The sequence below is a fragment of the uncultured Solobacterium sp. genome (assembly GCF_963517755.1).
In the GTDB taxonomy this organism is placed as follows: domain Bacteria; phylum Bacillota_I; class Bacilli_A; order Erysipelotrichales; family Erysipelotrichaceae; genus Bulleidia.
The window spans coordinates 1-15,093 of the sequence record NZ_CAUQGG010000006.1; the positions used below are offsets into that span (position 1 = coordinate 1).

Consider the following 15,093-nt stretch of genomic DNA (forward strand, 5'->3'; position numbering starts at 1 on the left):
GCACCCCAATTAGAGGGCACTTTCGTTAGAAGGGAGTTTTCACTAAAAATTGAGCTAATTAACACGTTTAACTTATATTATTTGTATCGTTATTTTGTGATGATTGTTTCTCGTTGAACAATATCACTTTTCCCTTTGAAAAGATTAACTTTAAAACCAACATAAATACTACATAAATTATTAACCAAATCCCAAAGCGCATCCAACCATTTGAGAGGATGAAAATAGGCATTAAATCAAATGGGATATCATAAACGTAAAATATATTCTTCTTTTTCCAGATACGATATAGCTTAGGCAAAATCACCCATAAAATGATTAGTATCGTATTACTGATGGTACTAATATCAACATTTCTCATATCGTCCCTCATTATAAAAAAATCTTATTGTATCTAAATTATAGCAAAAGAAAATAGGTACTTCATTATAGAAATACCTATCAATCATCATTTATTTAAGAGCTGCGTAAATACGTTTTACGTATTTCATACGTTCATTTTCTGCACAGTTAAAGAGTGATGTGAATAATGCAAAAATCTTTAACTTCGCTTTTGTGTTATATGTATCATCTTTTTCAACTTTAACAATCGTTACGTTAGCGATATCTAATAGTTCTTGCTCATCCATCGTCGCACAATGTTGCATCTTTTCATTGAATTCATTGCGAATATCTTGATTATGCTTTGCCATAGTTTCACCTCTCTATAAGAAATCTTCTTCTTTTTTCACAGCTTGTACATTCACAGTTTCTAGTGTATCTACCGCCTGTTGTAATAGTGTTTCATAATCAAATTTTGATTCATAGTAAACACTCTTATCTACAGATGGTTTTGTGACTGGGTTTTTTGGATCAAAAATCGTACAGCAATCCTCAAACGGTAAGATCGATGTTTCATAAGTTCCAATCTTACGTGCCAAATCAATAATTTCAATCTTGTCATAACATACAAGTGGTCTTAGGATTGGCATATTTGTAACTGTATTAATGCAGTTGATACTCTCGAGTGTTTGGCTAGCTACCTGCCCTACACTTTCACCTGTACCGATTGCTAGACATCCATACTTCTTAGAGATCATATCCGCTAAGCGAAACATCATACGACGCATTAATGTAACTGCATATGGGTCTCCTGCATGCTTATAGATTTCCAGCTGTAATTGCGTAAAGTTAACAACATGCACTTTCATGTGACCTTGGTATTCACTCACTTGTGAAGCAAGTTCTAATACTTTATTCTTTGCATTTTCACTTGTATATGGAGGAGATGCAAAATGTACTGCTTCCACATGTAGTCCACGCTTCATCAACTGATATGCCGCTACTGGTGAATCTATACCACCCGATAACATTAATAACACCTTGCCATTGATACTAGCTGGATATCCACCAGCACCAGGAATCTTACTAGATGTGATGTAGGTTTCATTGCTGTGGATTTCAACACGTATTGCTAATCCAGGATCATGTACATCAACTTTTAGTTCCGTATTACGTAGAATCTCTCCAGCAACTTCACGATTTACACCATCACTCTTGAGCGGGAAACTCTTATCGTGACGTTTCGTAATCATCTTAAATGTCTTCTTATCACTTTCCTTAGCAATTCGAACACAAGCTTGCTTGATATCTTCTAAATTACTATTCACCTTTTCTGTAAAGGAGAATGAACTAATACCAAACACCTTCTTTAATTTAGTTTCGATTTCTGCTGGATCTTCATCCGTTAATTTAATGTAAATACGATCGTATGTTTTACGATACGTTAGCGCAGGATAATCCCGCAACATATATTTAATATTTGTGAAGAGTCTAGTAATAAAATCTCTTCGATTCTTACCTTTTGTGCTTAATTCACCATAGCGAATCAAGACTGTATCATACTTAACCATATTGCGAAATAATCTCCTTTAATGACTCTATCAATGAAGCAATCTCTTCTTCTGTATTATGATACGTTAAACTAATACGAATACAAGAGCTTGCTCGTTTAGAAGAATAACCCATAGCACTTAATACATAACTTGGATCATCGGATTTAGATGCACAAGTACTTCTTGCGCTCACCATAAACCCTTTTTTATTTAATGCATTCTGCATTACTTCACTTGGAATCTTCTCGTATGAGAAGTTAATGACACTATTAACTGCATCACTTGGTTGATTCATTAAAACACCAGGTATTGTAGATAAACCTTTCAATAATGCTTGTTGTAAAGTTGTGATGTAATCATGATACTTCTTACCATTTTCTAGTGCGAAGCGTAGTGTCTTAGCAAATACCATGTTTGCACAAGCATTCGAAGTACCACCGCGAATACCATATTCTTGTTCACCACCATTAATCAGTGGCACAAAAGGCACATGAACTTTTTTGACTAGAACACCACTACCCTTTAAACCTTCTAGTTTATGTGCAGAAATAGATGCTAAATCAATATTTTTAAAATCTACATCAACTTTACCAATTGCCTGTGTCATATCAACATGCATATAGGCATGTGTATGTTTTTTAACATAATTTGCAATCTCATCAATTGGATTAATAGAACCTACTTCATTATTGACTGCCATGATACTAACGATTGCTGTATTATCAGTTACTGCATCTTTCACCTGTTGTAAGGATACCTTACCACTAGCATCAACAGGTAAATACGTTACTCGATAACCAAATACCCGCTCCATTTGTAAACATGCATTCAAGATAGAAGAATGTTCTACATTCGTTGTGACAATATGTTTCTTACCTGGTTGTGCAAAACAAACACCTTTGATTGCGGAAGAGTTTGCTTCCGAAGAACCTGAGGTAAAGATAATGTCTTCGCTGTTAACACCCAAAAGCCCGGCTATTGCACTCCGGGCTTTTTCCATCATTCGACTGATTTCGCTGCCTTCATCATATAGGGACTCACTATTGACGTAATACTTATCTAATAAAGATTTATAGGTTTGTAATACATCTGGGTGAACCGCTGTAGTAGAAGCGCCATCAAAATACACTCTACGCTGCACTCTTCGCATTCTCCTTAATCATGGATTCGTAGTTACCTGGGTGAATCTTTTCAATCGTTGCGATTGCTGTTGTTAGAGCTTGTGTATATTCACCATTACGGAAACTTAATTCACTACGTGTTAACTCAGAGTCGATATCTGCGTATGTTGAACGATAACGGTTACCGAATACGATAGTATTTTCAACCATCATAACTGTTCCAACAACGTTATTAACATTGTTATAAAGCTTATAGATAAAGTCTAATGCTTCTTGTAATGTTCCATTTAATAACTGCATATTTAATGGAACTTCTTCCATCAAGTTATCTAAACGATGGATATAGTCATTTGCACGACGCATATCATCCTCGTAAGCTTCTGAAATATTTGGAAGTTTGTACTTACGAATCTTGACTTGCATCTGATTCATAACAATCTGTAACTTCACTAGTTGCTTCTTGCAACGTTCTTCATCACCAGAAGCAGCCTCAATACGTGTACGAATATTCTTAAACTCTGTATTGCACGCAATGATCTGTTCATTTAATTCCTTCAAGGAACCAACAACTGTACTAGCAGGTACTTGATAGTTACGTACACTATCCATTACCACAGGCATCTTAGCTTCAAGTTCTTGTAAGTGGGCCGTTTGCTCCGCAAGTTTTTCATCTAAATCCGCAAAGCCAAAACGTGATGATGATTTTGCAAATGCTTCTTTTACATAAGCCGCATTCTTATCTGCTTCATCTGCAAGCGCTGTAGATTCCTTTGATAACTCTTGAATCGCATCAAAGCTTTCACCTTCTTGTTTCACAGCCTGATCCATCTCACGAAGTTTTGCCTTCATTGTATCAAGTGTTTCACGAACACCTAATATAGACCCTGTCTTTAACTGCTTTAGAGATTCACGTAAGGACTCTGTCATCTGATTGAGGTTTTCTTCTACATTTAAGTGTTTTAAATACACGCCACGATTACGATTATGAATATAATCCTTGTGAAGAACTTCTGCCATATTAGGAATAATACCTTTAGCATCTTCTAATAATGAAGGCATATTCTCAATCATTTCTTCTAGCTCTGCCATGACTGCCTTGATACTTACAAGTTCACGGTTTGCCTTATCAAAATCACTGGAGAACATCCATTCTTCGAAAGTCGCAAACATCTTCTCCGTATCAACAACCTTCTGTTCTACTAAAGGCCAAGCAAAGTATAGCTTTGGAGCATTTTCAGCAGCTTGTGCCTTTAGTGCACGGAAACGATTCTTTAAAGCCGTCACTTCTTCACGCTGTGCTGTTTCTTTTGCAAGAATCGCATCTAACATATTTTCAAGTGTCTTCGCATCCGCTTCTGTTGTAGTCATGGATGTCTCAATATCCTTGATAGTATTACCAGCCTTTGATAAAGTACCAGCAGAAATATAACGTTCTAAGTCTGCCAACTTACTTGTTAAAGCAGAAATACATGACTGCACTTCATCAAACTTATTCTGTGCTGAATTAACACGATCAACTGTATCCTGATTCACTCTACTTACGGCAATTGCTTTATTCATCTTTAATGACAAAGGAATTTGCTTAAGTGACTGATAGCGATTCTCTAATTCTATATACTCAGATTTATAACGACGTGCACGTACTGTAGTAACAATTAAAATAATTAACAGTAAAACAAAGATTGCACCTACAGCAATGATAAATCTGATATCTGATAACAATGTTAATATCTGATTCATATGTTTCCACCTTTCTTGTAATATCTCTTTTTATTTTACCACAGCATCTATATATTTGGGGACATGCCTTATCACTTTCACATATCTTTCCATAATTCTGTTTTGATTTTCAAATGATTGTTTCTTATAGAACTTGTGAAAACAATTGACGTTTATACACACTAATGGTATTATATCGAGTGCGTTAAATAATGGCAGCATGTAGAGTCATGCACAAGGCGTTATCAACAGTTAAACTTGTTCCTAAGTATCCTGCTGCAAAAGGTGAAAAGGCTCATGATAACACCCCGCATTGATGATCTGCACCTGTTATTGTTTCTCAGCCATATATAGGAGGAAACAAAACATGGCACGTTACACAGGACCTGTTTGGAAGAAAGCTAGACGCTTAAGCTTCTCCATTTTAGAAACAGGCGAAGAGCTTAAGAAAAGAACTTATGCTCCAGGTCAACATGGACCTACAAAGCGTATTAAGTTAGGTGGCTACGGTACACAGTTACGCGAAAAGCAAAGAATCCGTCACATGTACGGTTTAAATGAACGTCAGTTCTCTAACTTATTCAACAAGGCTTCCAAGATGGAAGGTATGGCAGGTGTTAACTTCTTAATCTTACTTGAAAGTAGATTAGATAACATCGTTTACCGTATGGGCTTAGCTAGAACACGTAAAGCTGCTCGTCAGTTAGTAAACCACGGTCATATCGAAGTAAATGGCAAGAAGTTAGACATCCCTTCAGCTTTAATTAAGCCAGGATCAACAATTGCTGTTCGTGAAAATGCACGTAACATTAAGGCAATCGCTGAATCATTAGAATCAGCTATCACAATCCCAGCTTTCGTTGAAGTTGATAAGGAAAACAAGAAAGGTACATTCGTACGTCTTCCAGAAAGAAGCGAATTAAACCAAGAAATCAACGAATCACTCGTTGTCGAATTCTACAACAGATAACAAGTGTAAAAAGTCAACGCAAGTTGGCTTTTTCTTTACATAACTAAAGGCGCATCGTAATAGATGCGTTTTTACGTTTTACTCCCCTATACTTTCCTAATAAGATAATACGCTGAAACAAGTAAGCCCATTAATACAAACATGCAAGCAACACCCACGCTTAAACAGGTTCACCAACTTCCATAACACAGAGGAGCTAGAACTAGATAGATGTTATTGTTACTAATACATATGTATTTACTATCCTGCTATAATTTCCTATCTTTAAAATATCCAAAACATTTACCTAGCATTTGATAAAGAAATATATACTCTTCCAAAAGACAATATAAAAAAATCCTTATTAAGAAACAAGGATACAAAAATACCCACCAGAGTATTTACTACTTTAGTGGGTTTTTTATTAACGATTTGTACAGTCAGAATGAAATACTTTTGTTTGACCATCTATAACATATTCAATTGTAATTCCTTCATCGGTATTTACATCCGTAACTAATGCAGATGCTAACTTACGATATTCTTGATACTTTTGAATCATTTCATCCGTATAACTTGCAGGACAATCACTTGTTAGAAAAACACCGCCAAGTAGAGCTTGAATCCGTGCTAAATCATCCTTTTGTTTATTTGACAAATGAATATTTTCTGTACGAATAAAGAATACATCTGGGTCATTCATAAACGCATGTTTATTTAATTGTCTACGATTCACGGTATTCACAATTGCATTCTTGGTAGAGATTCTTTCGCGATGTAAAAAACGCATATAGAAGACATCATCCCAATCCAACCCAACATCACATCCAATACGGCTGTATTCTACTAATCCAAAAGATGGCATTAATGGGACACCGCAAGCAAGAATTTCCTTACCATTTGAAATATCTCGTAACAACTGCAATGCCCGTTTCATTCTCTTAGCACGACTTTCAGATGCATTTCCAAATGGAGCTGCGCCATATAAGAAGTCTAGTTTAACTAAATCAAAGCCCCATACATCATAAACTTGATGAAATACTTTCTTGATATGGTCAATTACATCCGGATGATCAATATCTAACGAATAAAAGCCTGACCAATTAGCGCCTAAACACCATGGTTTTCCATGATGGTGCAGGAACCAATCTGGATGATTTTGATATAAAGAAGACTTCTCCTCTGCCACAAATGGCGCAAGCCACAAACCTGCTTTATATCCCTTTGCATGTATTTGGTCCACAAGTGCTTTTAAGCCGTTCGGAAATTTCACTGAATCTGTTTCTAACCAATCACCTACAAATGGTTCCCAACCGTCATCAATCTGAAATAGGTCATTTGGTTGAAATACTTTATCGCAGCCAGATAAATCATAACGTATCTTATCTTCACTAATATCTTGATAGTGATTATACCAACTAGAATATCCAAATAACTTTTTGGTTGTAAGTGGCTTCAAGTCCATTGCATCAAACCATGCTTGAAAGACCTCCTCTTCACTACCTTCCGCATAGAATAAATCAAATGCATGAAAGATACCATTTGTCTGTACATCCTTACAATCTCTTTGAATTGTTAATTCAGCTTTGTTTGCATCATACCAAAATAACGTATATCCTGGATCTTCATCTAACGATGCAAACAAGCGAAATTTCTTTCCATCACGGAAATAGCACCATGATTCACCATGGGTAATACCTTTCTTTTGTGGGTAGTCTACAAAATGATAATCCCCATAACGATCAAACCCATATTTCCGTAATAAACTTTTTGGCACTCTCTTTAGGCCATGTGTATGATCATATCTTGTAAGTTCTGGAGAATATGTCCATGTTTGATATCCATTCATGAAAATCTTCTCATCCTTTGCAATAGGTACAGAAAGTTTTGCCTCTACTTTACCTAGTATCATTTGGGCAGTTGTGACATGAATATGTAATACTTCGTCCTGCCAATTTTCATTGCCTTGTAATTTAATTTTCTGATCAGCACTTTCCATCAACCACGTTACCTGCATAATCATACCTTCTTTTCTTCTAACTGTTTTCGGATTTGTTCTGCTTTTTCATCCGTAAGAATAAACTTTCTTGTAAATAACACTAGAGCAAGTACTAATCCAATCATAGGTAAAATCGTCATCAGCAAACGCAATCCTAGTAATGGTGAAGAAAATGTTGGCATTCCTTCCCCTAGTCCATCTTTGCTTGTTAAACCAATCAGATCCAAACTAACACCAGTGATGAATACTGCTAAGCCACTAGCAGCCTTTACAACAAATGTCTGCATGCTAAAGATTACAGACTCTTCACGATGACCCGTCTTTACTTCACCATAATCAACAGTATTCGCAAGAAAGACAGTTGTTAAAACAGTTAGTATACCATTGGCCACAAAGATCATTACACCAGGTACCATTAGCATTGTTAGAACAGATGAATATCCAAGTAAACATAATGCTAGTAAGAATGCATATCCAAATATTGCTAGACACAAGCCTAACTTAAAGATGATTGTATTCGATAATTTACTTCTAAGGATTGGATACACAGCCATCATACCTAAGATCTGAGAAATCCCACCAACAGAAGTAAATAATGTATAAGCATCCTTCCAGGTTGTTCCCCCAATATCGTATTTAAAGAAGTAGATTAAAAGATTCGATGTAATATATAACGCAGAATTAATCAGTACAATTGTAACAACCGTTACGATTGCTTGATCATTGTTAAATAATGCTTTAAACATCTCTTTAACAGATGTTGTCTGCATGTTTTCCTCTTTTTGTTCACGAATTGTAAAACATGTAAATAAAATAAATATAACAAACAAGATCGCTATAATAAGCGCAAACAAGCGAAATCCAGTACGTTCAATTCCACCGCCTAGTTTGGATACAGCCATGACGGTAAATACATTAATTAACGCATAACCAACACCCGCGCTGGTACGTCCCACAACCGATAAATTCTCACGGTCTTTTGCCGTAGAAGTAACTGCAGGTATCATTGACCAAAACGGAATATCCATCATGGTATATGTCACACCCCAAAGAATATACATCACCGCAAAATAGATCATCAATGCTTTACCTGATACTGCAGGTGCCGCAAACAATGCATATAAAACAAATGCATTTAAAATCGTACCCGTAAATAACCATGGACGAAACTTGCCCCATCTCGAATTTGTCTTTGCCACAACAACACCCATAAATGGATCGTTGGCCGCATCAAACACACGAGCAATCATCAAGATAAATCCAACAAAAGTCGCAGATAAGCCTAAGATATCTTGATAGTAATACATGATATAGGAAGCAGATAAGGCATATACCATATCCTTTCCAACCGCACCTAAACCATAGGCAGCGAATTGTTTTTTACCAAATTCTTTCATAATGTATGATTTCCCTTTGTAATTGTAAAATGAATTGTAATTGCACTGCAATCTGACGTAGAGATTGTTAGAATTGCCTCTCCCTCTTCACCAGTTGTTCTAATATATGTACCAGTCATACCGCCTTCTGTAACAACTGTATTAGGACCTACAATTTCGATTGGCCCAGTCGTAATAAGATTTAATGGTAGTTGTGCATAGGAAGCTAAATTATGATATTCATCCTTTACTTGAATACGAATCGCAGACATGTCGTAACAATCACCTTCAATGAGTGTTGTTTGAGAAACTTGATACGATAGATGCAATTTAGCAGATGGTCGTTTGATAATAGATTTTACAACCTCTCCATTTTTGATTGCATCAAATCTCCAAGTAATCGAATCCGAACCCCAACCCGATACATATTTCCCATAAAGAGCGACACCATCACTGTACTTCATCTTGTATTGAAACATCATCTTCGCATATAACAAACGATAGCGTAGTGGTAAGTTGCTACCATACTTTTTACTTGCTAATAAGCATTTACGTATATCATCCGCCTGTTTCGAAGTAAAATGCTCGTTTTCTAAAAGTAGTTTTCCAATCGTATCATCGATACGAATAGGACCATGCTTTAAACCAGAATACTCAGATCTAGAAAACTCAGAAACAAACTGATCATTTTTGTATAAACGTACTTCATCCGCATTTGTAAATGCGTAGAAATCCGGTAGATTACCAGCATTGTAATCACCAATATCCATCGAAGTACTGATTTCTAAGATTGGTTCTTCATCTTGTTGTGAAGCATATACGCTAGCCGCAAGTTTTGGATTACGGAAACTATCCATCACTCCATGGTAACAAATCCTATCACCAGAACCAAAGTCTTTATGTGTTGCATAATCAAACATACACCATTGGAAAACTCCAGTATGTTGATGGTCAGCCATCGCATCACTAAACACACGAGCATGTCGTAATGCATGTTCTTGTCGTCTTGCTTGTGTATCAAAACTCTTCGTTGGAAACATGTGCCCATTGGCTTCAGAGATGATAAGAGGATGATGCGTATCAACCATAACTTCAGTCTTGCTTAATGCACCTTTATTATCACCGTGATGTGAAAAATCATTAAATGTATAAATATCCTCTAACAAATGACTCTTTGTTAGATATCGCACACCTGCTGTGGGTCTAGTAGGATCTAAATTTCTTGCAACTTCATTTGTTTTCGCATAGAGTTCATCATCATCTAATGATTCGTTGATTCTTACACCCCAAAGAATAATGGAAGGATGATTACGATACTGCAATACCATATCCTTCGTATTCTGTATTGCTTGTTGTTTCCAAATTTCGTCCCCGATATGTTGCCAACCAGGAATCTCAGTAAACACATATAAACCATAGCGGTCACATGCATCGATAAATGACTGACTTTGCGGATAATGCGAAGTACGTACTGCATTCACATGTAACTCTTCTTTTAAAATACGTGCATCTTCCTCTTGTAAAGAATCAACAGCCGCATAACCAATATATGGATAGCATTGGTGACGATTCAAGCCTCTCAAGAATACCTTTTGATCATTGATATATAAATTATTCTGATCAAAACGAATTGTACGGAATCCAAAGCTTGTTACAAAAGTATCGTCTCCTAGTTCCACAATACAACGGTATAAAGTTGGTGATTCGGCTGTCCATGCATGAATATTCTTTACAGGTATTTGTATTTGCCGCGTATTTATAGATACGGCCTGTTGTGCGATAATTTCACCCTTTGAGTCAAGAATCTTGACTTGATATGAATCAATAGGAACCAGCCCATCTGTTTGGATGGATACCGAGACTGTATCTAGTGTATTCGTTGTTACAAATACATCTTTGATAAAATAAGTAGGTTTATCATAAAGCCAAACATCACGATAGATACCACCATAAGTAAGATAATCAATCACAAAGCCAAATGGTGGTGTATTTAAACTCTCACGACTATCCACTTTTACCACTAAAAGATTCTCAGTATCAAAGCGAATATCATCTGTTAATTCTACTGTAAATGCAGTATATCCGCATGCATGAACGTACATCTGTTTTCCATTGAAATACACTGTAGATTCATGAGCTGAACCATCAAAGCGTATAAAGTGTCTTCTACCTTTTAAAGATGGATCAAACGACAATCGTTTACGGTAACCTACAACCTTTTGATAGCTTTCTGAATTAGCATAATGTAAAGGTAATTCTTGAACGGTATGTGGCAATCGAACTACCTTGTCCGCACTGCCATCTATAATAAACGCATCACTCCATTGGTCGATATATTCCCAATCATTATTTATTTTATTCATTATCTATAACCATCCCTTTCATGATGATATTCATCATTTCTTTTAAAGCTTTAGCATACGTTAAATTTCTTTCTTGTAGTTCATCCGTAGATAAAAGTTGTTCAAAAGTTGCGGTTATAATCTGGCGAAGAATAAATGTGTTAATCTTACGAATTTCCTTTTTACGGATACCTTCATTGATTAGTTTGATAATAGGTTCCCAATCATTTTCTAAATGTTCATTTAGACGTATATACACTTGAGGATAGGTATCCTTTAAACTTGATAACACACGAAAGTCAATTTTGGCATACTGTTTTGGCATCGCAATCATGGCTTGTTCTAAACGTTTTGTGATACTATCATTACTAGATAAGATCTTTTGTTTCTCTTTTTGAATATTCTCAAAGCCATAATCCAATAATGCAATCAACAACTCTTCTTTCGATGAGAAGAAACGATAAATTGTCTTCTTTGCGATATGCATTGACTTTGCAATATCATTCATTGTAAAGTCTAGGCCTCTATCGTTAAATAATATCAAAGTTGTCTCTAAAATATCTTGTTGTATATTTTCCATTGGAAACTATCCTCCGTTTATTGGTTTCCATTATAAAGGATTGAAAGCGCTTACGCAAGTGCAGAAAAAAACTGCCAGTTCATACTGGCAGACAAATTAAATATTTGATTTCATATGACGTTTGATAATTACGCGAATAATATCAGCTGCTAATTTCGCATCATCGTTACATACAACATATTTGTACATACCAATGAGTTCCATTTCACGCGCAGCTTTCGCCAAACGTTCTTGAACAATTTCTTCTGGTTCTGTATTACGTCCACGAATTCTCTTCTCTAACTCCGTCATGCTTGGTGGAACAATGAAGATTGTTAAGGCATCCTTCACCTTTTCACGAACTTGAGTACATCCTTGTACTTCGATTTCCAAAATGACGTTCTTGCCTTCATTACGCAATCTTTCTACTTCAGAGATTGGTGTTCCATAGTAGTTTCCAACAAATTCTGCTGACTCTAATAATTCACCATTCTTCTTTGCTTGTTCGAATTCTTCCTTCGTGACAAAGTGATAATTTATACCATCAACTTCACCTGGTCTCTGCTTACGAGTAGTCATAGAAACCGAGTATGCAAGTTTCAAATCCTTATCATGAATAAACTCTTTGAGAACCGTTCCCTTACCAACACCAGAAGGTCCGCTTAATACAATTAACAATCCCTTAGCCATAATTGTATCCTCCATCCTTACCTAATAGATTACTCATTAATTTTAACATAGTCAATCATGATATAATAAGAAAAATAAAGAGGTTTTCAAATGGCACTAGACGGTATTTTATTATCCAAACTGATTCCTGAAATTCAAGCTACACTTCCATTCAGAATTCAGAAAATATATATGACTTCTCAGACTGAACTTTTACTACAAACGCACGGTACTGCAGGTAAGAAACAATTATTGATTTCTACACATTCCGTATATAACCGAATTCTATTTACGAATCGTAGTTATCCTACTCCTAATGAGCCTTCCAACTTCGTAATGGTGTTACGTAAATATCTAGAAGGTTCTATCGTTGAAAAAATCCAACAGGCAGATTTAGACCGTTGGATGGTTTTTGATATTCGTCATCATAATGAAATTGGTGATCTAGAGTATCTTAAACTATACGTAGAGTTAATGGGCAAATACGCCAATGTAATTTTAGTAAACGCACAAAATCGAATCATTGATGCGATGAAGCGTATTCCCCCATTTGAAAATAGTAGACGCACCATTCAAGCAGGTGCTGAATTTATTCAAACACCTTCACAAGATAAGAAAAATCCATTTATAGAACAAAATGTTGATATGAATATATCCCTTACAAAGCAATTCTCTGGTTTTTCCCCATTTCTTGCGAAAGAAGTTGAATATCGTATGTCAAAAGGACAAACCTTCCATAGCATCATGGAGGAGATCTCTAACAGTAAATCAATCTTTATCGCTAATAGTAATAATGAACCAGTTTTCCACTGTATTGATTTAACAAGTATTGGGCTATGTAAGGAATATCCTCTTTTTGAAGGAATTGATATCCTCTACTTCCATCGTGAAGAAAAAGAAAGAATCAAACAACTTTCCGGTGATATTCAACACTTTATTAACCGTCAACTCAAACACCAATCCACAAAACTACCACGTTTGATTGAAGAATATGAAGCTGCAAAGGATTGTGATAAATGGCGTGAGTATGGAGATTTACTTTACGCATATCAAATCACTGATACAAAAGGACTCAAGGAGATTACTCTAAATAGTTTTGTGGATGACGCTCCTGTCCATATTCCACTAGATCCTAAATTAGATGGTAAAGGCAATGCTCGCAAAGCGTTCCAAAAGTACAATAAGCTAAAGAAAGGTCAAGTGTACTTGCAGGAACAAATTCAACTCTGCCAAATGGAAATCGATTATTTTAGCGGACTATCAGAACAGCTTAAATATGCTGATTTTGAAACTGCAATGGAAATTCGCGAAGAACTCGTCAAACAAGGATATCTTTTCGAGAAGGAAAAAGTCAAAAAGAAGAAAAAGAAAAAAGATGTATCACCTTCATATACTACGATTACGACAGAACAAGGTATCTCTATTTCCTTTGGTAAAAACAACTTACAAAATGATGCGCTTACTTGGCATACAAAAAAGAGCAATATTTGGTTCCATACCAAAGATTATCATGGATCACATGTTGTCGTACACGATGATAACCCAGATGAGTATACAATGCGACTTGCGGCAAATATTGCAGCTTACTTCTCTGCTGGTCGTATGTCCTCTAGTGTTCCAGTTGCGTATTGCCCTATTAAAAACCTCAAAAAAATTCCAGGTGCGAAACCCGGAATGGTTGAACTAGGTAAATATAAGATGATTTATATTGATCCTGATGAAGAACAAATCAATCAATATATCAAGCTTTAGTCTTCACTGCCACGCTTTACCATCGCAAGCAACTTGCGAACTTCAAAACTACGTAATTTACGATATTGGCCTTGTCTTAGATTTCCTAAATCTAAGAAACCATAGCCAATACGATTCAGTCTTGTAACTTCACAATGGAAATATTCCATCATACGCCGTACTTCACGATTGCGTCCTTCTTGGATTGTAATGTGGAGTACGGTTTTATTTTTCTTCGTAGAACGTTCTAATAATACTACTTCGGCTGGTAATGTCTTACCATCCGATAACATAATCCCCTTTGCTAAGCGATTTAACATATCATCCGTAAGTACACCTGTTACCGCAACTTCATAAGTCTTTGGTAAATGTGAAGATGGATGCATCATCGCATTCGCAAAATCACCATCATTTGTTAAAAGTAAAATACCAGAAGTATCATAATCCAAACGTCCAACTGGATAGATGCGTTCTTTTACATCACTAAGATAGGCAAGAACTGTTTCTCTACCCTTTTCATCACTAACACTAGAAATAACTCTACGTGGCTTATTTAATAGGTAATAAACCTTTTCTTCCTTCTTTAATACGACACCATTTACACTAATATCATCCTCAGGAGATACTTGTGTTCCAAGCTCCGTTACAACAACGCCATTCACTTTGACTTTGCCATTAACAATGAGTTCTTCTGCTTTACGACGGCTGGCAATACCTGCCTTCGCAATTGTCTTCTGTAATCGTTCCATCTTAT

General features: G+C 36.0%; 12 protein-coding genes. 2 read left to right on the forward strand and 10 right to left on the reverse strand.

What is annotated here, in order from left to right; genetic code table 11:
• Window positions 1-452 precede the first annotated feature (452 nt).
• The 4 genes from RWM19_RS04710 to RWM19_RS04725 are packed head-to-tail and all read right to left on the reverse strand — an operon-like array spanning window position 453 to window position 4,735.
• Window positions 453-692, reverse strand: a complete 240-nt coding sequence (locus tag RWM19_RS04710) for a hypothetical protein (protein WP_006526404.1) — start codon at window positions 690-692, stop codon at window positions 453-455.
• 12 nt (window positions 693-704) lie between these two features.
• Window positions 705-1,892 carry a tRNA uracil 4-sulfurtransferase ThiI gene (thiI, locus tag RWM19_RS04715; protein WP_313984273.1) on the reverse strand — a complete coding sequence of 396 codons (1,188 nt, stop codon included), beginning with the start codon at window positions 1,890-1,892 and terminating at the stop codon, window positions 705-707.
• Window positions 1,885-3,024: a cysteine desulfurase family protein gene (locus RWM19_RS04720; RefSeq protein WP_313984275.1), complete on the reverse strand. Its 1,140-nt coding sequence runs from the start codon at window positions 3,022-3,024 to the stop codon at window positions 1,885-1,887. Before RWM19_RS04720 ends, thiI begins: the two co-directional genes overlap by 8 nt.
• Window positions 3,005-4,735, reverse strand: a complete 1,731-nt coding sequence (locus RWM19_RS04725) for a septation ring formation regulator EzrA (protein ID WP_313984278.1) — start codon at window positions 4,733-4,735, stop codon at window positions 3,005-3,007. Before RWM19_RS04725 ends, RWM19_RS04720 begins: the two co-directional genes overlap by 20 nt.
• Before the next feature lie 346 nt (window positions 4,736-5,081).
• Between RWM19_RS04725 and rpsD the strand changes: the two genes are divergently transcribed.
• On the forward strand, window positions 5,082-5,684 hold the full coding sequence (rpsD, locus tag RWM19_RS04730; protein ID WP_028078297.1) for a 30S ribosomal protein S4: 603 nt from the start codon (window positions 5,082-5,084) through the stop codon (window positions 5,682-5,684).
• Between the two features lie 403 nt (window positions 5,685-6,087).
• On the opposite strand, the gene RWM19_RS04735 is transcribed toward rpsD, so the two are convergent.
• The 5 genes from RWM19_RS04735 to gmk form a co-directional block, all read right to left on the reverse strand.
• Window positions 6,088-7,680 carry an alpha-galactosidase gene (locus RWM19_RS04735; protein ID WP_313984281.1) on the reverse strand — a complete coding sequence of 531 codons (1,593 nt, stop codon included), beginning with the start codon at window positions 7,678-7,680 and terminating at the stop codon, window positions 6,088-6,090.
• A gap of 2 nt (window positions 7,681-7,682) precedes the next feature.
• Window positions 7,683-9,059 (reverse strand): glycoside-pentoside-hexuronide (GPH):cation symporter, encoded by a 1,377-nt coding sequence (locus RWM19_RS04740; protein ID WP_313984284.1) that lies wholly within the window; start codon window positions 9,057-9,059, stop codon window positions 7,683-7,685.
• Entirely contained in the window at window positions 9,056-11,401 is a 2,346-nt protein-coding gene (locus RWM19_RS04745; RefSeq protein WP_313984286.1) for a glycoside hydrolase family 2 TIM barrel-domain containing protein, read from the reverse strand. Before RWM19_RS04745 ends, RWM19_RS04740 begins: the two co-directional genes overlap by 4 nt.
• The gene (locus RWM19_RS04750) at window positions 11,394-11,960 is read right to left on the reverse strand and encodes a helix-turn-helix domain-containing protein (RefSeq protein ID WP_313984289.1); all 567 of its coding nucleotides are present in this window, start codon (window positions 11,958-11,960) and stop codon (window positions 11,394-11,396) included. Before RWM19_RS04750 ends, RWM19_RS04745 begins: the two co-directional genes overlap by 8 nt.
• A 96-nt stretch (window positions 11,961-12,056) precedes the next feature.
• Window positions 12,057-12,629, reverse strand: a complete 573-nt coding sequence (gmk, locus tag RWM19_RS04755; RefSeq protein ID WP_313984292.1) for a guanylate kinase — start codon at window positions 12,627-12,629, stop codon at window positions 12,057-12,059.
• Between the two features lie 90 nt (window positions 12,630-12,719).
• Between gmk and RWM19_RS04760 the strand changes: the two genes are divergently transcribed.
• The gene (locus tag RWM19_RS04760; RefSeq protein WP_313984295.1) at window positions 12,720-14,360 is read left to right on the forward strand and encodes an NFACT RNA binding domain-containing protein; all 1,641 of its coding nucleotides are present in this window, start codon (window positions 12,720-12,722) and stop codon (window positions 14,358-14,360) included.
• Here the strand turns inward: RWM19_RS04760 and RWM19_RS04765 are convergent.
• Window positions 14,357-15,088 (reverse strand): pseudouridine synthase, encoded by a 732-nt coding sequence (locus tag RWM19_RS04765; protein ID WP_294023187.1) that lies wholly within the window; start codon window positions 15,086-15,088, stop codon window positions 14,357-14,359. The genes RWM19_RS04760 and RWM19_RS04765 overlap by 4 nt on opposite strands.
• Window positions 15,089-15,093 lie beyond the last annotated feature (5 nt).